A 20,695-nucleotide genomic window follows, 5' to 3' on the forward strand; every position below is an offset into this window, starting at 1 on the left:
CCAAGGGCAACTGCTTCACAATTCATCAAGAATGAGTATTATCGTTCACACGACATTTTTCATTTTACCATACTTTTCCAATATTTTCAAGCTATTTTAGTAGATTTTGAAAGTAGCTTCACTATACACAACACAAAAGAGACTCGCATCGAGCCTCTTCGTTTCATTCATTAGTTTGGATAGATATATGTTACAAAACCTTCTGAAGTCGTAGTAGGATTGAACCATCCACGTTTATTTCCGATTGTACGGTTTCCACCATAGTTTGATTCAGAGACCTGGATACTTGTTGATGATGAAACCGCTGTAACCACGGCTACGTGTCCATATCCACCATCATTCCAACATGCAATCGCACCAACTTGAGGTGTAGTTCCTGTACGGAAGCCTGCGGCAGCTGCACTTGTAGCCCACTGTGCGCCATTACCCCAGTAGTCTCCAGCCCAAGGTGCCAACGTTTTAGCTCCCCATGTACACTCACCAGTTGGATAGCTTGAAGCATTTGTACTATACGTTGGATGATGTTTCACTAGTGCAGGAGTATAGCTTGAAGATGATTCAGAAACTGCTTGAACTTCTGCTGTAAAAGTTGTATTCCCAGAAGCAACAACTGTTTGTTCTTGACTTGCTTGTTTAGCTTTATAAGCAGCTTCTGCTTCTGCAGCTGCTTTAGCTTCTGCTTCCGCTGCAGCTTTTTTCTCAAGTAAACTTGCTTTTTCATCCTCTGCTGTAGCCTTTTCAGCAGCAAGATTCAATTCTGCAGCTTTCAATTCTGCTTGTTTTGTAGTTAATGTTTGAGCATCATCAGCTAATTTTTGTTGATTTGCAATAACTGTATTAATTGCATCATTATTTGCTACTTGTTTTTCAGAAATAGCTTTTTTATCTGCTTTTTGTTGTTCCAACATCTTATTGTTTGCAGATACGATTTCGCTCATTGCAGCAACACGTGAAATAGCTTCTGTAATTGATTTCGAGTTTACAATCGTATTTATGTAACTTGTTGCAGCTCCATTTGTTTGAGCACTACGAGCTTGTTTTTGCAACGAATCATTACGAGATACAATATTCTTAGAAAGTTCTGTAATTTCACCCTCAAGCTTTTTAGATTCAGCTTGTAGTCTATCGTTTTCAGATTGCAAGTTTGATTGCTCTGTTTGAATAGCAGATACTTGCTCCTGAATTTGATAAACTTGTTTTTGGGCTTCTTGTTGTTGTGCTGTTAAGTTACTAATTTTATTATCTTGAGCAGCAATTTTGTCATCAGTAGTTTCTGCATGCGCAGTTGTTAAAACAGCTACTTGAGAAACCATTACTGTACTTAGTAAAAGTGACGCTAAGATTTTTTTCTTCATAGTACGTAGATACTCCTTCTATTTAAGACAATACTAGTATACCAAAAAAAGACATAATAAATATTACGCCTTTATTACATTTGTATTTCTTTCTCATAGATAAAATTTTTCAAAAATAAACTGAAAAACAATCATCCATATAAGATTTAAAATCATTGATGGTACTAAACTGTAGACTATGAATAAAGACATACTATCCACAGTTAAACCTACCACTATTGCAAGTATATATGCCCCCATCTCAAATAGAAAAGTCATGACAATAATTGCCAACATTCTCGTCCAACGATTCAATAAAATAACACTATTAAATTTATTGAGAAATACCCCCAACAAGACGAACAACAGAGTCGCAATTCCTATCAAGTGGAAAAAGTAGATGTCATAAACCAAACCCACTACAAAACAATGGGCTAAATAGAGATACTCTGATACTTCAATCGTCTCAAATAAGAGAAACAAAAATAGAAAATGACTAGCTAACTGCACATGGGGAAAGAATGAGCCCAAAAGCTGGCTAATATGGGCATCAATTAGAACAAAGAAAGGAAGCAATAAAAACACTCCAACCCGCTTCAACTGTCTCATTATGAATTCCCCACTAATTCTATCACATTCACATTATGAGTATCTGCACTCAATTTAACTGTTACTTCTCGTGTCAAGTAGTCCGTACTATGCGTTGTGGCAACCACTTCACCAACAGGAATATCCGCAACGTTAAAGTTTCCTAATCCACCCGTTGTCACCTTATCGCCTGAACTAATATCGCTATTACTATTTAATTGACTAATTTTAAGAACTTCATTTTCCTTGTCATAGCCAACAATAATTCCATAAATTGTAGTAGAACCATGTTGAATTTTAACAGAAATCTTATCAGCATTTTCCGTATTTGTCAGAAGGTTGACCATAGTAGAGTTGTCCTCTACTTTTGAAACGCTCCCAATCAAACCACCATTTGCAATGGCTAACATGTTCTCAGAAGCTCCTTTTGATTTACCTGCATCCAAGGTCAATTCCTGTTTCCAAGATACCGGAGAACGCATAATAACATCTGCTGCTAAAGTCTTTGTGGCTTGTAATTTAGACTTCATATCAAGCAATTGGCGCAGTTGTTCATTTTCTGTCTTTAAACTTTCCGCCTCATTTGATTTAACTTCTAATTGGTAAATCTGTTTCTTCAAACTTTCATTTTCATTATATGTTCGTGTCAAATGAGCCAAATCTGATTTTACAGAATCAAACCACTGAAAAGGTTTTTGAACAACCCTATCAACCAATGAGATTCCATCTCCTAATTTTGTCACAATTGTACTTGAATAAGTCGTCGCTAAGAGAGCTGACACAAGCAGAACAGTGACAAAAACAATAATGACATATTTTGATTTTTTAAAACGGTTCATATCCCTACCTTTATATCAAAAACTGTTACAGTAATTTTTTATCAATTTTTTAAAAGCTACTAAGATTTTAAGAAAAATAAGCAACAACCAAGTACGATAATGACAAGAATAGTCAGCGTATCCTTTCGAGTCCATTCCAATTGTCGGTACTGACTTCTACCTTTTCCACCCTGATAACCACGCGCTTCCATAGCGATAGCCAAGGAATCCGCACGTTTTAAACTTGTTGCAAAAAGAGGAATCAAAATGGGAATCATAGCCTTCACCTTTTGAACAATGCTTCCTTCACCAAAATCCACTCCACGCGCTTTCTGTGCATTCATAATCCGAGTCGTATCATCCATCAAAGTTGGGACAAAACGCAAACTCATGGACAGCATCAATCCAATTTCATGAACTGGAACTTTCACACGCTTTAAAGGCGCTAACAAAGCTTCGACAGCTGATGCCAAACTTAAGGGCATAGTTGTTAAGGTTAACAAAGTTGAAAAGAAAATAATCAATACAAAGCGACAAAAAATAATTCCAGCTTGTTGCAAAGCATAATCCGTGATTCTCACAAACGAAAACTCAAATAAAACATTCCCATTAGAAATGAAAAACAGTTGAAAAATAGTTGTGAAGGCAATCAAGAAAAACATAGACTTCAAGCCCTGAATAAAAAATGAAAGAGATACTCCTGACAAGGCAATAAATATCCCTGTCGCTATGAAAAGAATTAGATTCGTCAAGGGATTATTAGCCCAAAACACAATCAAAATCAGTAGCATCATAGCAAGCAATTTGCTACGTGGATCCAACCGGTGAACAATCGAATCTCCTGGGATATAACGTCCCAAAATCATACTATCCATTTAGCGACTCCTTGAACTCCTCTATCTTAATCGGTAATCGTTTAAATGACACGCCTCTATCAGCCAATCGTTTACAAAAGGCCGTAATTTTAGGTACTCCCAACTGCACTTCTTCCATAAAGACAACATCTTGAAAGATATCACTTGGCTTACCACCCTTAACTAGACGTCCCTTTTCCATCACATAGACTTGATTCGCATATTCAGCAACATCATCCATCAAATGCGTTACCAAGACGATGGTCATCCCTGACTGGTGGAGTTTTCTGAACAAGTTCATCAACTCTTTTCTACCCAAAGGATCCAGGCCTGCTGTGGGTTCATCTAAGACTAATACAGCTGGCTCCATGGCAAGTATGCCTGCAATGGCCACACGTCTCATTTGTCCCCCTGACAGCTCAAATGGGCTACGATTTAAAAGTGATTCATCAATTCCAACCAGAGCCAGTTTCTCACGCGCAATCTGCTCCGCATCTTCTTCAGAAACTCCAAAATTTTGCGGTCCAAAAGCAACGTCTTTCAAAACCGTTTCTTCAAAAATCTGATTTTCAGCAAACTGAAATACCAAGCCAACCTGTTTTCTAATTTGACGAATATCTTTATTTTTAGAAGTCGAGGTGATTAAGGTATCAAAAACTCGCACACTTCCTTGACTTGGCACCAATAAACCATTTAAAAGTTGTAAAATAGTTGATTTACCACTACCTGTGTGCCCAATTAAAGCCGTATAAGAACCATCTTCAATCGTCAAAGAAACATCCGACAAAGCTGTTGAAGCTAAGGGAGTCCCTTCTTGATACGTAAAACTCACATTTTCTAGAGCAATTCCCATAGCTTATCCTCTAGCTCACTTTCTGTCAAATAATTTTCAGGTAAATCATAGCCATTCTGATTCAAAGAATGTTTTAATTGATTGGCAAAAGGATCGTCTAATCCAATTTGATCTAAATCATTTCGAGAGAAAAGTTCTCTTGGGCTACTGGTTGATTCAATTTCCCCTTTTTTCATGACCAATACACGATCACTCATGGCGACTTCTTCCAAATCATGTGTAATGGAAATGACCGTCATATCATAGTCTTTTCGAATTCCTTTTACTGTCTCAATCAGTTCTCTACGCCCCTCAGGATCCAACATACTCGTTGCTTCATCTAAGATTAAAATAGCTGGTCTTAGGGCTACAACACCTGCAATAGCAACACGTTGCTTTTGGCCACCTGATAGACGCGCTGGCTCTCTCTTTTTAAAGTCCAACATGCCAACTAAATCCAGAGCTTCTTCCACTCTCTTTTTCATTTCTTGACGAGAAAGACCCTGATTTTCCAAACCAAAGGCAACATCATCTTCAACAGTCGCTCCAACAAATTGATTGTCTGGATTTTGAAAAACCATACCGATTTGACGACGTATATTCCAAACATTTTCCTCAGTCAACCGTTGGCCATCAATTACAATCTCTCCTGATTCTGCTTCCAGTAAGCCATCAATTAACCGAACCGTCGTTGATTTACCACTACCATTATGCCCTACAATCGAAAGCCATTCTCCACGTTTCACGTGAAACGTAATATCCTTCACATCGTAGTATTCCTGACTTTCCTTATAGCGAAAAGAAAGATTTTTTACATCAATTATTGATTTCATTTCGAACCAAATGTCCCTTTAAATACATAGGCACTACCCTTGAAATAATCATAGCCAGAGTAGATAGTGAAAAACAAGGCTACATAAAGTAGAACTTGACCAAGCAAAGTCCAATGTAATAGCAAGAAAATAATCGCAAACATCTGACTGAAAGTTTTAATTTTTCCAGGCATTGCTGCTGCTAAAACTCTTCCACCAGTTTCAACCAGTAAAAGCCTCAAACCTGTCACAGCCAACTCACGACAGATAATCACTGCAACAATCCAAGCTGGAGCCATACCTAACTCAATCAGCATAATAAAAGCCGACATAACTAGTAGCTTATCCGCCATAGGATCTGCAAATTTACCAAAATTACTAACCACATTCCATTTACGAGCTAAATATCCATCTAAATAGTCGGTAATACTGGCAACAGCAAAGATAATAGCTGCCACTATATGACTCTCTATCGAATTTCCTATCGTTAAAATAAAGATAAAAATAGGTATAAAGAGAATTCGACCTATTGTTAAGAGATTTGGAATTTGTTCTTTTTTCATTCGTTTTTCCTTAATTTTTAGTAAAGGTTACAGTGATTTTTCCAGTCTGAGCTGTTAATTTCGATAAGTCAACAGTCTGATTATCTACTGTTAAGGCGACACCTTTGACAACACCTAAAGTAATAGTCACAGGATTTTTTGTTGAAACTGTTGTTTCCGCACTTTTATTATCCGGTGATAAGGTTACACCACCCTCAAGCTCACTTTCTGAAACACTAACCCAACTTCTAGCATCTGAGACTGATAATTGCAATTTTGCAGTTTCCTTGCTCGTTTTATAAGCAACTTCTACATAATTTCCTTCACCTGACACACTTATAGCCGATTCTATACTAGAAGAACTACTAGATGAGCTGCTGCTTGAAGATGGAGTCACAGAACTAGTCGTACTTGTTGCTTGGACTACACTATAACTAGACGCAGATGAAGCCTCCGGTTGAGTCTGGACATAATTCCAAACATAATAAGTCACAAAAATGACAATCGATAGTGCAAAGAGTACAAAATAAAATAAAGGTAAAAATGATGTCTTATTTTTCTTACTTGAACGTCTCCTACCTGTCAACTCGTCTTCATCAACATCTACTTCCTCATAAGTAATCATGCTCCTAGAATCGTAAGCATCCAAGATAATTCTCTCATCTAGCTCAACTGCCCAAGCATACTTTCGCAAAAAAGAACGAGTATAAAATGGACTAGGAAGTTGATCAAAATCATCAGCTTCCATTGCCTCCAACATATCCAACTGAATTTCTGTTTTTTTATGTAATTCTTCTAAAGTCAACCCTTGGTTGGTTCTAGCTAAACGTAAAACCTCACCAATTGTTTTTTTCCTCATACTTGTCATCCCTTCTTTCTAGTGTCTATTATGACAGGTTACTACGATGGGAATATTGTAAAATCAACTATGTCACCATCATCTATTAAATGATGTCCAGCATCAAGGACATCCTCTAAAGTAATTTCCTGTAAAATCTTTGGCAAATCAAAAATTGTCTCACCATGTTCAAAAGCATCATATTGCGTTGCAATAAATTCAAGAGAGTTCATGCTACTGAAAAATTCTCCAAACATCTCTCTTTTGATAATATCTAAATGATCCTCTGTAATATCCAAATCCTTTGTAAAATTACGAATGGCCTTCCTAAACTGATGAGATAAAGCAACTGGCTCTTTCGTATCCATTGTCAACATAACAAAATGAAAACGACTTGTTACTTCAATTTCAAGAGATAAGGACGCATCTATTTTACCTGATTCATATAATTTTTGAAAACGATCCGAAGTCCAACCAAACATCATTGCAAACAATAATTTTAATAAAATATGATGTCGATAGCAATCCGCCTCAGCAACTTCTCGATTACCTCTAATCCCAATCGCTAGTTTGGGAGAAGATACTTCCATTCTCATACTGTCTGTTGGCTTCACATCTTGTAAAAGCAACTTTTCTCTTGCTACTTCCTGAACATCTGAATCTTCCAGTTCTTTTCTTTCACAATAGTCCTGTACTTGCTCCACATCAAAATTACCAACTAAAAACAGAGACATATTTACAGGTTTGTAAAACCTTGTAAAGTTTTCTTGCAAATTAGTTAGATTTATTTGGGAAATCGATTTCTCACTTCCAACTATATCAGTTGCTAAAGGTGTACCAGGATACAAATTCGCTAAAGTTAAAAAGAATAAACACGAATCTGGATCATCTTGATACATTTCTCGTTCTTGCTGGATAATATCCTGCTCTCTTAAAATGGAATCTTCAGTAAAATGTGCTGATGTTACCAATTCATCAAGTAAGTCTAAATTTTCTAAAAAATGATCCGTTGCTGAAAAAAGATAACTTGTTTTTGTAAAGCTTGTAAAGGCATTACTATCTGCACCTAGACTCGTAAAAACCGACATCAAGTCGCTAGAATCTTCTCTCTCAAATAATTTATGTTCAAGAAAATGAGCAATTCCTGCAGGATATTGTTTTACATCTCCGTCAACTTCTGTGACAAGCGTATCTACCGAACCAAACTGAACAGTGACACTCCCGTAAACCTCTTTAAATTCCTTTTTAGGCAAAAGAGCAACTGTCAATCCGTTGGCCAAACGAGTTCGATAAACCATTTCTTTTACAGCTGGATAGTATTTTTCTTCAAAAATAACCTTTGTCATTCTATTCCTTCCATAAAGTAAATCGCCTGTAGTTTCACATTATTAGCTGCTCTACAAATAGCATCTTTGTCAACTTGCTCGAGTTTTGCAATCCAACCTTTAAAGTCTGCTGAAGATTTTCCAAGTAAGGCATTTTGATAAGCATGTTCAATCAATGAACTTTGATTATCTTGAGAAAGTAACAAAGACCGACGAATCATTTCCTTGGTCTGCTCTAACTCAAGCTCTGTAAAATAACCTTTTTTTAAATCAAGCAGTTGATTATTCATCATTTTTCGAGCCTGATTCCGATTTTCTCGATCAATGCCAGCATACATCCTCAAGAATCCACTAAACAAATCGAGCTGACTTGAAATAGTATAAGCTAATCCAGCATTTTCACGGACATTTGTAAAGAGCTTAGAATGAGCAAATCCACCAAGTAAACCATTCATTACAATCATGGGTAAATGTTGCTCATCACCATATTCAGCAGAGCAATAATATCCCAACTCTAAAATAGACTGTCCCACATTTTTCCGAACCATGCCTTCCTGAAGGATATTGGAATAAGGTTGACAATACTTAACCTTCACATTACCTTCTCGACCCAGAAAACCAAATGATTCTAATACATTTAGAATTTCAACCTCATTAAAATCACCTAGGAAAAAGAAATCTATTCGATCATTGGCCAAAAATTCTTGGAAACAAGAATAAGAACTTTGTGGAGTTTCAGCTAAAATACGATTTCGTAAATCACTATACTCCAATTGGAGACATTCGTCATGAAAAAATAATTTATCTAATTCTTTATGTGAAAAATAAAAAGAATCATCCATATCAGCTGCTAAACTTGCTAGCAATTGTTTTTTCTCAATTTCAAATAAGGACGGATCAAATCCATTATCAACTACCACGGGTGAGAAAAGAGTCTCTTTTACTAGTTCAAAAACCTGAGAAGTTAGCACATTTTTCTTACTTAAAAACTCATCACGAACATAAGTAAATGTCAATTCTACAATATGACTTTGCCCTCTTCTAAAACAATTGGTTGACATATCTGTACCGTATAGACTGGCCAAGTGTCTCCTCAAATTTTGAGAAGTGGGGTACATCTGGTTGGCAGTTTCTAGCATACTCGCACTCAACATGCGACCTGCAATCGTATCAAGAGATAATGGAGCTGTAAAACGCACGGTTATTTTGTTCGTTTTAAACTTTTTTGATTGGATAAAATGTGTTGAAATTCCATGCACTAACTCCATGATTTACCTCCTTATATACAGACTTCTATTATATCACGAAAACCTGAAATTTTCTTGTTCCCTGTAACAGTTTTGAAATAAAAATCGCTTACATTTATCCCTGTTTCTATCACCATTTTTAGGAAAATATGGTATAATACCAAAGATTGAGGTGAATTATGGAATACAAATTATTTGAAGAATTTATTACCCTCCAAGCACTACTCAAAGAACTTGGAATTACACATAGCGGAGGAGCTATCAAATCATTTCTCTCTGAACATTCTGTTTACTTTAATGGGGAATTAGAAAGTCGTCGTGGTAAAAAACTTCGTATTGGTGATAAAGTTGACATCCCTGACATGAACATTGACATCTTGTTGACACAACCTACTTCTGAAGAACAAGAGGAATACCAAGCTGATAAAGTTGAAAAAGAACGAATCGCTAAACTCGTCAAAGAGATGAATAAGGGAATTAAAAAAGACAAATCGAAACCTGCTTCATCACCTAAAAGCAAACAAGCTCCACGATTCCCTGGTAGATAATCATGTGGCTACAACACCTATCTCTCAAGACTTTTCGTAACTACAAAGAGACGAAAATAGACTTTAATCCTAAATTGAATGTCTTTTTAGGACGCAATGCACAAGGTAAAACAAATATGTTAGAGGCTATCTATTTTTTAGCCTTAACACGTAGTCATCGAACTCGAACAGATAAAAATCTCATTCATTTTGATGAGGAACAACTTCATCTTTCAGGTCTCGTTCAGAAAAAAACTGGATCCATTCCCCTAGAAATCGAACTAACACAAAAAGGGCGTGTGACAAAAGTTAATCACTTAAAACAGGCGCGCCTTTCAGATTATGTAGGACACATGAATGTTGTCTTATTTGCTCCTGAAGATTTACAACTAATTAAAGGAGCACCTTCAGTTCGACGAAAATTTATTGATATGGAGCTTGGGCAAATTAAGCCAATCTATTTATCAGATTTAACCAATTATAACCATATCCTTAAGCAAAGAAATACCTATCTAAAATCAGCTCAAACAATAGATGAAACCTTCCTTTCAGTACTAGATGATCAGCTAGTCGATTATGGATGTCGTGTAATGAATCACCGCTTAGATTTCATAAAAAAGCTAGAATCATTTGGGTGTAAGAAACATTTTGAACTCTCTAATCAAATTGAAGAGTTGTCAATATCCTATCAATCTTCTGTCAAGATAACTGACAAAGAAGACTTATCCGAATCTTTCAAAATTGCTTTAGAAAAAAGTAGATCCAGAGATTTATTTAAAAAGAATACTGGTGTCGGTCCTCATCGAGATGATATTTCTTTTTATATAAATGGGATGGATGCTAGTTTTGGAAGTCAAGGCCAACATCGTAGTCTCGTACTTTCTATAAAATTAGCAGAAATAGAATTAATGGAAAGTATTACTACAGAATCTCCGATATTATTACTTGACGATGTTATGAGTGAACTTGACAACACTAGACAGTTAAAATTATTAGAAACGATTTCTCAATCAATCCAAACCTTTATTACAACAACAAGCTTAGATCATCTTCAAAATCTACCAGAAAATCTAAGTATTTTCACTATTCAAGATGGTAAAGTTGTTGTAAACAAAACTTGACAATATTGTAAAAAAACTCCTGTTTTCGCAGGAGTTTTTCATTTCTTTTACATAGAATAATTTGGTGCCTCATTAGTAATTTGTACATCATGAGGGTGGCTTTCTTTCAAACCAGCACCAGACATTTCAATAAATTGAGCATTATCATGCAACTCTTTAAGGTTAGCTGCACCACAGTAACCCATACCAGAGCGAATACCACCAATCATTTGGAAGACAATATCAGCTGCCGCTCCTTTATAAGCAACACGACCTTCAATTCCTTCTGGAACAAGTTTATTTGCTTCATTGACAGAACCTTGGAAGTAACGATCGCTTGAACCTTTTTTCATTGCTGCGATTGATCCCATACCACGGTAAGTCTTGAATTTACGTCCTTGGAAGATTTCAGTTTCACCTGGAGCTTCATCAGTTCCAGCAAACATAGATCCAAGCATAACAGCATTTCCACCAGCCGCAAGGGCTTTTACAATATCTCCAGAATACTTGATTCCACCGTCAGCAATGATCGTTTTTCCATATTCACGCGCAACGGCTGCAGCATCGTAGATAGCTGTTACTTGTGGAACACCAACACCTGCAATCACACGAGTAGTACAGATAGAACCTGGTCCAATACCAACCTTGACAACGTCTACACCTGCTTCATAAAGGGCACGTGCACCTTCAGCAGTAGCAATATTTCCAGCAATCAAAGTACGATCTGGGAAATGAGCACGAATCTCAGCAATTTTACGCAAGACACCTGCAGAATGACCATGCGCAGTATCAATAACAATCGCATCCGCTCCTGCCTCAAAAAGAGCCTCTGCACGTTCAAATGTATCTGAAGTAACACCTACTGCACCTGCAACTAGAAGACGACCAAACTCATCTTTAGCCGCATTTGGAAACTCAATAACTTTTTCAATATCTTTGATAGTAATCAAGCCAGAAAGACGGCCTTCATCATCTACCAAAGGAAGTTTTTCAATACGGTGTTCTTGAAGAATACTCTCAGCTGTTGCAAGATCTGTACCCACAGGAGCAGTAACAAGATTTTCACTAGTCATATGATTTGAGATTGGTTGGTTATAGTCTGAAATAAAACGAAGATCTCGGTTTGTCAAAATACCAACCAATTTACGATTTTCAAGTGTTTCAACAACTGGAACACCACTGATGCGGTAACGTCCCATAAGCTCATCTGCTTCAGCAATTGTATGTTCAGGCGTCAAGAAGAAGGGATCAATAATAACTCCATTTTCAGAACGTTTTACCTTACGAACCTCTTCTGCTTGTTGAGCAATTGACATGTTTTTATGGATAACTCCGAGACCGCCTGCACGAGCAATAGCAATGGCCATTTGACTCTCTGTTACTGTGTCCATAGCAGCGGTAATAATTGGGATATTTAAAGTCAAATTATCTGCCAATTTAGTTGTTAAATCTGCATCGTTAGGCAACACATGACTTTCAGCTGGAATAAGCAATACATCATCAAAGGTAAAACCTTTTTTCAAAAATTTAGTGTCCCAATTAGACATTCGAAGTTTCCTCTTTTCTTTATTTTTGAGCTTGACTCTTTTTATATTGTATCTATCATACCATTCTATAAAAATTTGTCAAATGTTACAGGGGTAAATAAAAAACTATCTTTTCTTTGAGATAGAAATGATAGTTTCTTGTAAAAATAAACTTAGTTAAAGTAATGAAGTCCCATTGCTCCTTTAACCTCAGATAGGGTTTGACCTGCAACTTCACGCGCTCTTTCACTACCTTTTTGAAGCATATTATAAACTTCTCCCATATCCTTAGCAAATTCGATACGGCGCTCACGAATAGGACCCAGTTCACGTTCTAATATTTCAAGTAGATAACGTTTGGTTTTCACATCACCAAGACCACCTCGTTGATAATGTTCTTTCATGTCAGCAATTTCTTGAGCATCTTCTGGACGACCAAAAACATCTAGATAATGGAAAACCATATTTCCTTCAATCTTACCTGGATCCTCAACGCGGATATGATCTGGATCTGTATACATACTCATTACTTTTTTACGCAAAGTATCCGCATCATCAGCTAAATAAATACCGTTATTAAGTGATTTAGACATTTTAGCATTTCCATCTAAACCAGGCAAACGCCCTGCTCTCTCATTTTCTGGATAAATACCTTCCGGTTCCACCAAGACATCACAGTTATATGCATTGTTAAAAGAACGAACAATCTCGCGAGTTTGCTCAATCATTGGTTTCTGATCTGTTCCAACAGGAACATAATTGGCCTTAAAGGCTGTGATGTCAGCTGCTTGTGCAATTGGATAAACCAAAAATCCTGTCGGAATGCTTTCTCCAAATCCTTTTTGAGCAATCTCTGTCTTGACAGTTGGATTTCGCTCCAGACGTGCTAATGAAACCAGATTCATATAGTACATAGATAGTTCAGCCAGCTCTGGAATCTGGCTTTGAATAAAGATAGTCGATTTACTTGGATCCAATCCAACTGCAAGATAATCCAAAGCCACATTTCCAATAGACTCTACAATGGTTTGAGGATCTTTGGCGTGATCTGTCAAGGCTTGTTGGTCAGCCAAGAACACAAACATGTCATACTTATCCTCTTCCTGTAATAATACTCGATTTTTGAGACTTCCAACATAATGTCCAATATGCAATTTTCCTGTTGGACGGTCTCCTGTTAAAATAATGGGTTTAGTCATTTTGTTCTCCTTCGATATAGTCTCTTCAATTATAGCATTTTTTTAATGAAATAACCGCAATTTATCAAAATAAATCGACCTTGCTATTTATGTTTTTGTGTAAAGGGAATTGTAAATATAATTTACACAAAATTGACAGATAAAAATTTGAATATTTCCGTATTTTCTAGTAGAATAAATATATTACACATATAGGAGAAAAACATTGCTTACAGTATCTGATGTTTCACTACGTTTTAGTGATCGCAAACTTTTTGATGATGTCAATATCAAATTTACAGAAGGAAATACTTATGGATTAATCGGTGCTAATGGTGCTGGAAAATCAACCTTTTTAAAAATTTTAGCTGGAGATATCGAACCTACTACTGGTCACATCTCTCTTGGTCCAGATGAACGTCTCTCTGTTCTTCGTCAAAATCACTTTGACTATGAAGATGAACGTGCCATTGATGTTGTTATCATGGGAAATGAAAAACTTTATAGTATCATGAAAGAAAAAGATGCTATCTACATGAAGGAAGATTTCTCAGACGAAGATGGAGTGCGTGCTGCCGAACTTGAAGGTGAGTTTGCCGAGCTTGGAGGCTGGGAAGCAGAAAGTGAAGCCTCTCAACTACTTCAAAACCTAAACATTCCAGAAGAATTGCACTACCAAAATATGAGCGAATTGGCTAATGGTGAGAAAGTAAAGGTTCTCCTCGCCAAAGCACTTTTTGGTAAACCAGATGTTCTTCTTTTGGACGAGCCGACCAATGGTTTGGATATCCAATCTATTACTTGGCTAGAAGACTTCTTGATTGATTTTGATAACACCGTTATCGTAGTATCCCACGACCGTCACTTCTTAAACAAAGTATGTACTCACATGGCCGACCTTGACTTTGGAAAAATCAAACTCTATGTCGGAAACTATGACTTCTGGAAGGAATCTTCTGAACTTGCTGCTAAATTGCTAGCAGACCGTAATGCCAAAGCAGAAGAAAAAATTAAGCAATTGCAAGAATTCGTTGCTCGTTTCTCTGCTAATGCTTCTAAATCAAGACAAGCAACATCACGTAAAAAAATGCTTGATAAGATTGAGCTAGAAGAGATTGTGCCATCTAGTCGTAAATATCCATTTATCAACTTTAAAGCGGAGCGTGAGATTGGTAATGATCTCTTGACAGTAGAAAATCTAACTGTAAAGATTGATGGTGAGACTATTTTAAATAATATCAGCTTTATCTTGCGTCCAGGTGATAAGACAGCTCTTATTGGACAAAATGATATCCAAACGACTGCATTAATTCGTGCAATCATGGGAGATATTGACTATGAAGGAACTGTCAAGTGGGGAGTTACAACTAGTCAATCTTACCTGCCAAAAGATAACTCAGCTGATTTCGCAGGGGGAGAATCAATTCTTGACTGGTTGCGTCAATTCGCAAGTAAAGAAGAAGATGACAATACTTTCCTACGCGGTTTCCTTGGCCGTATGCTCTTCTCTGGAGATGAGGTTAACAAACCTGTCAACGTCTTGTCAGGGGGAGAAAAAGTTCGTGTCATGCTTTCAAAACTCATGCTCTTGAAATCAAATGTCCTTGTACTTGATGATCCAACCAATCACTTGGACTTGGAATCTATCTCAAGCTTGAATGATGGATTGAAAAACTTTAAAGAATCAATCATCTTTGCCAGTCATGACCACGAGTTTATTCAAACTTTGGCTAACCATATCATTGTCTTGTCAAAAAATGGCGTCATTGACCGTATCGATGAAACCTATGATGAATTCCTAGAAAATGCAGAAGTACAAGCAAAAGTTAAAGAACTTTGGAAAGACTAAATAAAACTTCAAAACTCAGTTGGGTTAACCAGCTGAGTTTTCTAACATTTTATGAGGTAACATGAAATTATTTTTTAAAACATATTGGACCTATTTTGTTTCTTTCATCATTCCCATAATCATTATGATAGGAGTATATCTATATCAAGGTATCTACTGGAATAGCGATACATCTCCACTATTAGGAGATGGGTTTCATCAATACGTTATTTTTGATATAACTTTACGAAATATCCTACATGGAAATGGTAGTTTGTTTTACACCTTTACAAGTGGTCTCGGATTGAATTTCTATGCCCTATCTAGTTATTACTTGGGTAGTTTCCTTTCACCTCTAGTTTACTTTTTTGATCTAACTAATATGCCAGATGCTGTCTATCTGACAACTCTCTTAAAATTTGGATTGATTGGTCTGTCAACTTACTTTAGTTTAAATAAATTATTTCAATCGATTCCTAAGCCTTTAAAACTAGCCTTATCTACTTCCTATGCTCTGATGAGTTTCACTGTCAGTCAATTAGAGATAAAAACCTGGCTAGATGTTTTTATCTTGATTCCTTTAATTATAACTGGTTTACACCTACTTATAACTGAAAAGAAATTCTCATTATACTTTACAAGTCTGTCAATATTATTTATCCAAAACTATTATTTTGGCTATATGACAGCATTGTTTCTTATTTTCTGGTATCTCTGTCAAATTTCTTGGGACTTTAAAACTCGAAAATCATCTTTTCTTGATTTCATAATCACCTCCTTTTTAGCTGGTATGGCTAGCTTGATTATGACTCTTCCCACTCTGTTTGATTTACAGATACATGGGGAAAAATTAACTGAAGTTACAAAGTTTCAAACTGAAAGTAGCTGGTATCTTGATCTCTTTGCTAAGCAATTCATTGGTTCCTTTGACACAACAAAGTATGGGGCCATCCCAATGATTTTTGTTGGACTACTTCCCTTTATTTTGACTATTTTATTTTTTACGCTGAAATCTATTAAGTTTCACGTGAAACTTATCTATGCAATTTTCTTTGCATTTCTAATTGTAAGCTTTTATATTGAAACGCTTGATTTATTTTGGCAAGGCATGCATACTCCAAACATGTTTTTACATCGCTATGCTTGGATTTTCTCTACCTTGTTAATTTACACAGCAGCAGAAGTCTTAAATCGTCTGAAAGAAATTAAAATCTGGAATTTTTTAGTTTCGCTTTTTCTTATAGTAACAGGATTTTTAGCTACCATCTATCTAAAATCACATTATTCTTTTTTAACAGATTTGAATATTCTGCTTACTCTTGAATTTTTGGTTGTCTATTCTCTTTTACTCCTTGCAGTTATCAAAAAGTTTATCTCTGTAAATCTATTTGCCATTCTAATCTCTTTATTTATAATGGTTGAAATGAGTTTAAATGCTTCATCTCAAATAGACGGAATTGCTAAGGAATGGGGATTTGCTTCTCGAATTGCATATAATCGAGATATCCCAGCTATGGAATCTTTCTCAACATATATTGGGGATCCATTTACTCGTACTGAGAAACTACAAACTCAGACAGGGAATGACAGTATGAAATTCAACTACAATGGAATCTCTCAATTTTCATCTGTTCGAAATCGTTCAGCAAGCTCTACTTTGGATAAACTTGGCTTTAAATCCTCTGGGACCAATCTCAATCTCCGCTATGCAAATAATAGTATTTTGGCTGATAGTTTATTTGGCATCCAGTATAATATCTCAGACAGTCCTATTGATAAGTATGGATTCCAAGATGTATATCAAAAAGATAATCTTACCCTATATGAAAATCAATTCTCTCTTCCGATTGCCTTTGCTAGTCAATCTGTTTACAATGATGTCAATTTCACTGAACATACTCTAGATAATCAGGCCTCGTTTTTAAATCAACTTGCTAACGTCAATTTTGATTATTTTTCTCCAATACCTTATGAAAAAACTGAATATACTGATGATTTGATTAGTGTTACAAGTTCTTCAAATGAGGACGCAGCAATCCAGTATCAAATTGAAGTGCCAGAAAACAGCCAAGTTTATCTTTCTTTCACAAACCTTCACTTTTCTAATGATAAACAAAAGAAAGTTGACATCCTTGTCAATGGGGAAAAGAAAACTTTTACAACTGATAATGTCTTCTCCTTCTTTAATCTAGGCTATACAAAAGAGAAAAAAACTTTCAATATTCATGTTAGTTTCCCTGAAAATTCACAAGTATCATTTGAATCTCCTACCTTCTATCGTTTAGATACCAAAACTTTCACCGAGGCAATTCAAAAAATTAAAGAACAACCTGTCACAGTATCAACTTCTAAAAATAAGGTCTTTTCTACATATGATGTCAAACAAGATACATCCATTTTCTTCACCATTCCTTATGACAAAGGTTGGTCTGCCTACCAAGATGGTAAGAAAATAGAAATTAAACAAGCTCAAACTGGCTTTATGAAAGTTGACGTTCCTAAGGGAAAAGGAACTATTACACTTTCCTTTATTCCCAATGGTTTTGTTATTGGAGCAATCTGTTCCTTTACTTCTCTTTTTCTATTTGGAATCTATAATCACAAACGAAAAGCATCTAAGACATAAAAAATCGACCAGTTAATCGGTCGATTTTTTTAATCTTCTTCCATTTTCTTAGGTTGATAGGCTAGCATACCTAAACAAATAAATAGTACTAGTATAACGGCAAGGAAAATGACTTGATGATGAATATTTCCTGTCATAGAGATTGTTTGTCGTAATCCCGAAACTGAATAACTCATTGGTAACCAAGGATTAATGGCTCTAAAGAAATCATTTGTTAAAGCAAGTGGGTAAGTACCTGCACTTGATGCTAACTGTAATAAAAGCAAAATAAGAGAGAAGAAAGCTCCTATACGGCTATTCCATGTTGTTAAAGCAGTCACCATGGACATGAATACTAAACTTGTTAGGATAATGAGAATAAATGTTCTCATCTCATGATTTGCAGTTAGACCAATAAGATGAACTCCTCCATATACCAAAATTCCTGCTAAAACAGCTATAATACCATTTATTTCAGCTCGAGATTTCAACCAAGCCCAACGGCTCTCTGGATGACGTCCTGAAGGCAACTTCGCAAAGATCATATTCGTTGATATTGCTGCAACAAAAAGAGCAACTGATATCATATAAGGAGCCATTGCGATTCCATTTACAGGAACTTGGTCATTGTCTGTTTTGGAAAGATTGAGAGGATTTGACAAAATCTCTGCATTTTTAGATTCTGTTGATGCTGATTTAAGTTGATCACTAGCATTACCTAGTCCTTGTCCTAAAGAAACAACTCCTGTCTGTAAACCTTCCAATCCAGAAGTTAACTTTGTTCCACCTTCTGCAAGTTTCCCAGCTCCATCTGCCAATTTATTAGCTCCGTTCTCTAATTGAGAAGCACCTGAAAGTAACTGACTGGATTTGTCTGCTAATTGACCAGATCCTGATTGTAATTTATCAACTCCTGCCATTAATTCTTGACTCTTTTGATTCAATTGATTGGACCCAGTTGATAATTTTTCAATACCAGATACTAATTCTGGAGTTTTTTCAGCTAATTGACCAACTCCTTCTGTCAAGCTAAAAGATTTTTGTGTCAAGGTATTTGAACCTGAAACTAGTTGATCCAAACTACCTGTCAAGGTAGCATTTTTTTCACTTAGTTGACTTGCACCCTGAGAAACTTTATCAACACTTGTAGTATATGCCTTTACACCTGATGCAATCGAATGACTAGCAGGAACTAATTTACTCGTCACTGCTCCCTGTATTTCTGTTAATCCACTTGACAATCCTGTCAAAGAAGTAGAAGCAAGCGGTAATACTTGATTAGCTTGATTTTTTAACATCGAAAGATTAGAAGATTGATTTTGTAAGTTTTCTAAACTTCCCTGTAAACCTTGTACTAAAGCTACAATTGACTGAGCCGATTGAATACTATCAGTCGAATTTTGAGATACAGAAGCGCTTATCTCAGCTTGTTGCTCACTTGTCAATGATTGATAAGCTGCTGTCGATTGAATATTAGCTAATGTAGTTGCTTTTTCAGACTGAGCACTTGCTAACATTTGATTAGAAAGAGATACTATACTTGATAAAACAGAATCTAATTGTTTTGTATCTCCAACATCAATATTTTGAATAGCTTGATTTAACTGATTCAGACCAGAAGATAATTGATTAATTTGATCTTTTTGCTCAGACGAAGCATCTAACTTACTAGAAAGTTGTTGAATCCCTTCACTTAATTGCTCCACACCCATTCGAAGTGTAGCTGATTGATTAGATAACTGATTAGCACCTGTTACAAGATTTCCCACTCCGTTTGTATAGGCACTAACACCAGATGAAAATTGATTAAGACCAGCATTAAGCTGAGAAACACCGCCAGTATAGGATTCTACACCAGTATATAACTGATTGATTCCCCTTACTAATTCAGGACTTTTAGAAGATAATTGACCTAATCCCCTATCTAATTGACTCACTGCACCAGTATATGTAACTAAACCACTATTAAAATTCCCTAAGCCAAGATGAAGTTGTTCAACACCAGAAACATAAGAGGATAATCCTTTAGTAAACTGCTCCGTTCCATTTGAAAATGTTAAACTTGAATCTGCTAAAGAGTGTAGGTTAGTAGTTAATGTTTGACTTCCTGTCACTAACTGATTCGCTCCATCAGTTAATTTTTCACTACCAGAAGCTGCTTGACTCATGCCATCCTTTAATTCGACTATCTTATCAAATAAAGCTTTAGTATAGGTCACAGTTACATTTGTAGACACATTCTGCTTCAATTGTGTCATCGCAGAATCACTCATCTTGCTAGCAATAAAACTATGACCACTTGAAGTCTGATAATCGATTTGCATTTGCTCTGGATGATCCGTTAAAATAGAAGCTGCTTTTTCAGACAAATCACTTGGTAAAGTCACTACCATATAGTAATTGCCATCTTCCAATCCCTTCTTTCCTTCATCTTCATCTACGAAATGAAAATCTAAGGTTTTATTTTCTTTTAAATTGGACACCATGTCTTTTCCTATTGCCATGGTATTACCGTTATAGGAAGCTTCTTTATCATTATTGACAACTGCCACAGGTAAGTCAGACAATTGCCCATATGGATCCCACATTGATGACAAAAATATGATATTGTACAGAGCTGGAATAAGAGAAATCCCTATCATGACAATAATAAAGGTTGGTTTTTTAAAAATTGCTTTCCATTCTTTAAACATATCTTCTCCTTTTTTAAACATATTGTCTAAAATTTTGATATAATAGAT

Annotated in this window: 17 protein-coding genes; 4 read left to right on the forward strand and 13 right to left on the reverse strand. The window is 36.0% G+C overall.

The window, feature by feature from the left end; genetic code table 11:
• Positions 1–170: 170 nt before the first annotated feature.
• The 10 genes from pcsB to yfmF form a co-directional block, all read right to left on the reverse strand.
• On the reverse strand, positions 171–1,355 hold the full coding sequence (gene pcsB, locus RYL77_RS04260) for a peptidoglycan hydrolase PcsB (protein ID WP_315010114.1): 1,185 nt from the start codon (positions 1,353–1,355) through the stop codon (positions 171–173).
• Between the two features lie 93 nt (positions 1,356–1,448).
• Positions 1,449–1,943, reverse strand: coding sequence for a rod shape-determining protein MreD (gene mreD / locus RYL77_RS04265; RefSeq protein ID WP_315010116.1), 495 nt, complete (start codon positions 1,941–1,943; stop codon positions 1,449–1,451).
• Positions 1,943–2,761 (reverse strand): rod shape-determining protein MreC, encoded by an 819-nt coding sequence (mreC, locus tag RYL77_RS04270; RefSeq protein WP_315010118.1) that lies wholly within the window; start codon positions 2,759–2,761, stop codon positions 1,943–1,945. Before mreC ends, mreD begins: the two co-directional genes overlap by 1 nt.
• A 59-nt stretch (positions 2,762–2,820) precedes the next feature.
• The gene (locus RYL77_RS04275) at positions 2,821–3,615 is read right to left on the reverse strand and encodes an energy-coupling factor transporter transmembrane protein EcfT (RefSeq protein WP_042751848.1); all 795 of its coding nucleotides are present in this window, start codon (positions 3,613–3,615) and stop codon (positions 2,821–2,823) included.
• Complete coding sequence (locus RYL77_RS04280) at positions 3,608–4,447, reverse strand: energy-coupling factor transporter ATPase (protein ID WP_102211449.1); 840 nt, start codon at positions 4,445–4,447, stop codon at positions 3,608–3,610. Before RYL77_RS04280 ends, RYL77_RS04275 begins: the two co-directional genes overlap by 8 nt.
• Positions 4,432–5,259 carry an energy-coupling factor ABC transporter ATP-binding protein gene (locus tag RYL77_RS04285; RefSeq protein WP_315010121.1) on the reverse strand — a complete coding sequence of 276 codons (828 nt, stop codon included), beginning with the start codon at positions 5,257–5,259 and terminating at the stop codon, positions 4,432–4,434. The genes RYL77_RS04280 and RYL77_RS04285 overlap by 16 nt, the downstream gene beginning before the upstream one ends.
• Positions 5,256–5,801 (reverse strand): CDP-diacylglycerol--glycerol-3-phosphate 3-phosphatidyltransferase, encoded by a 546-nt coding sequence (pgsA, locus tag RYL77_RS04290; RefSeq protein WP_315010122.1) that lies wholly within the window; start codon positions 5,799–5,801, stop codon positions 5,256–5,258. Before pgsA ends, RYL77_RS04285 begins: the two co-directional genes overlap by 4 nt.
• A 10-nt stretch (positions 5,802–5,811) precedes the next feature.
• Entirely contained in the window at positions 5,812–6,639 is an 828-nt protein-coding gene (gene rodZ / locus RYL77_RS04295; protein WP_315010124.1) for a cytoskeleton protein RodZ, read from the reverse strand.
• Positions 6,640–6,680: 41 nt separating this feature from the next.
• Positions 6,681–7,964, reverse strand: coding sequence for an EF-P 5-aminopentanol modification-associated protein YfmH (yfmH, locus tag RYL77_RS04300; RefSeq protein WP_315010126.1), 1,284 nt, complete (start codon positions 7,962–7,964; stop codon positions 6,681–6,683).
• On the reverse strand, positions 7,961–9,211 hold the full coding sequence (gene yfmF, locus RYL77_RS04305; RefSeq protein ID WP_315010128.1) for an EF-P 5-aminopentanol modification-associated protein YfmF: 1,251 nt from the start codon (positions 9,209–9,211) through the stop codon (positions 7,961–7,963). The genes yfmH and yfmF overlap by 4 nt, the downstream gene beginning before the upstream one ends.
• Positions 9,212–9,369: 158 nt before the next feature.
• On the opposite strand from yfmF, the gene yaaA reads away from it, so the two are divergent.
• Positions 9,370–9,738, forward strand: a complete 369-nt coding sequence (gene yaaA, locus RYL77_RS04310) for a S4 domain-containing protein YaaA (protein ID WP_315010130.1) — start codon at positions 9,370–9,372, stop codon at positions 9,736–9,738.
• 2 nt (positions 9,739–9,740) lie between these two features.
• On the forward strand, positions 9,741–10,838 hold the full coding sequence (gene recF, locus RYL77_RS04315; RefSeq protein WP_315010132.1) for a DNA replication/repair protein RecF: 1,098 nt from the start codon (positions 9,741–9,743) through the stop codon (positions 10,836–10,838).
• Between the two features lie 47 nt (positions 10,839–10,885).
• On the opposite strand, the gene guaB is transcribed toward recF, so the two are convergent.
• Positions 10,886–12,364 carry an IMP dehydrogenase gene (gene guaB, locus RYL77_RS04320; protein ID WP_315010133.1) on the reverse strand — a complete coding sequence of 493 codons (1,479 nt, stop codon included), beginning with the start codon at positions 12,362–12,364 and terminating at the stop codon, positions 10,886–10,888.
• A gap of 152 nt (positions 12,365–12,516) precedes the next feature.
• Positions 12,517–13,542 carry a tryptophan--tRNA ligase gene (gene trpS / locus RYL77_RS04325; protein ID WP_000165457.1) on the reverse strand — a complete coding sequence of 342 codons (1,026 nt, stop codon included), beginning with the start codon at positions 13,540–13,542 and terminating at the stop codon, positions 12,517–12,519.
• A 205-nt stretch (positions 13,543–13,747) separates the two neighbouring features.
• On the opposite strand from trpS, the gene RYL77_RS04330 reads away from it, so the two are divergent.
• Both RYL77_RS04330 and RYL77_RS04335 read left to right on the forward strand, forming a co-directional pair.
• Entirely contained in the window at positions 13,748–15,370 is a 1,623-nt protein-coding gene (locus RYL77_RS04330; RefSeq protein ID WP_054378283.1) for an ATP-binding cassette domain-containing protein, read from the forward strand.
• Between the two features lie 61 nt (positions 15,371–15,431).
• Positions 15,432–17,975, forward strand: coding sequence for a YfhO family protein (locus RYL77_RS04335; RefSeq protein ID WP_315010136.1), 2,544 nt, complete (start codon positions 15,432–15,434; stop codon positions 17,973–17,975).
• Between the two features lie 29 nt (positions 17,976–18,004).
• Here the strand turns inward: RYL77_RS04335 and RYL77_RS04340 are convergent, their stop codons facing one another.
• Positions 18,005–20,647 carry a YhgE/Pip domain-containing protein gene (locus tag RYL77_RS04340; RefSeq protein ID WP_315010139.1) on the reverse strand — a complete coding sequence of 881 codons (2,643 nt, stop codon included), beginning with the start codon at positions 20,645–20,647 and terminating at the stop codon, positions 18,005–18,007.
• Positions 20,648–20,695: the final 48 nt, after the last annotated feature.

Origin of the sequence: uncultured Streptococcus sp., assembly GCF_963516515.1 — a bacterium.
In the GTDB taxonomy this organism is placed as follows: domain Bacteria; phylum Bacillota; class Bacilli; order Lactobacillales; family Streptococcaceae; genus Streptococcus.

Bases quoted from the DNA above. Each gene is read 5' to 3' on its own strand.
- pcsB (WP_315010114.1), bottom strand. From the start codon at position 1,355: ATGAAGAAAAAAATCTTAGCGTCACTTTTACTAAGTACAGTAATGGTT.
- mreD (WP_315010116.1), bottom strand. From the start codon at position 1,943: ATGAGACAGTTGAAGCGGGTTGGAGTGTTTTTATTGCTTCCTTTCTTT.
- mreC (WP_315010118.1), bottom strand. From the start codon at position 2,761: ATGAACCGTTTTAAAAAATCAAAATATGTCATTATTGTTTTTGTCACT.
- RYL77_RS04275 (WP_042751848.1), bottom strand. From the start codon at position 3,615: ATGGATAGTATGATTTTGGGACGTTATATCCCAGGAGATTCGATTGTT.
- RYL77_RS04280 (WP_102211449.1), bottom strand. From the start codon at position 4,447: ATGGGAATTGCTCTAGAAAATGTGAGTTTTACGTATCAAGAAGGGACT.
- RYL77_RS04285 (WP_315010121.1), bottom strand. From the start codon at position 5,259: ATGAAATCAATAATTGATGTAAAAAATCTTTCTTTTCGCTATAAGGAA.
- pgsA (WP_315010122.1), bottom strand. From the start codon at position 5,801: ATGAAAAAAGAACAAATTCCAAATCTCTTAACAATAGGTCGAATTCTC.
- rodZ (WP_315010124.1), bottom strand. From the start codon at position 6,639: ATGAGGAAAAAAACAATTGGTGAGGTTTTACGTTTAGCTAGAACCAAC.
- yfmH (WP_315010126.1), bottom strand. From the start codon at position 7,964: ATGACAAAGGTTATTTTTGAAGAAAAATACTATCCAGCTGTAAAAGAA.
- yfmF (WP_315010128.1), bottom strand. From the start codon at position 9,211: ATGGAGTTAGTGCATGGAATTTCAACACATTTTATCCAATCAAAAAAG.
- yaaA (WP_315010130.1), top strand. From the start codon at position 9,370: ATGGAATACAAATTATTTGAAGAATTTATTACCCTCCAAGCACTACTC.
- recF (WP_315010132.1), top strand. From the start codon at position 9,741: ATGTGGCTACAACACCTATCTCTCAAGACTTTTCGTAACTACAAAGAG.
- guaB (WP_315010133.1), bottom strand. From the start codon at position 12,364: ATGTCTAATTGGGACACTAAATTTTTGAAAAAAGGTTTTACCTTTGAT.
- trpS (WP_000165457.1), bottom strand. From the start codon at position 13,542: ATGACTAAACCCATTATTTTAACAGGAGACCGTCCAACAGGAAAATTG.
- RYL77_RS04335 (WP_315010136.1), top strand. From the start codon at position 15,432: ATGAAATTATTTTTTAAAACATATTGGACCTATTTTGTTTCTTTCATC.
- RYL77_RS04340 (WP_315010139.1), bottom strand. From the start codon at position 20,647: ATGTTTAAAGAATGGAAAGCAATTTTTAAAAAACCAACCTTTATTATT.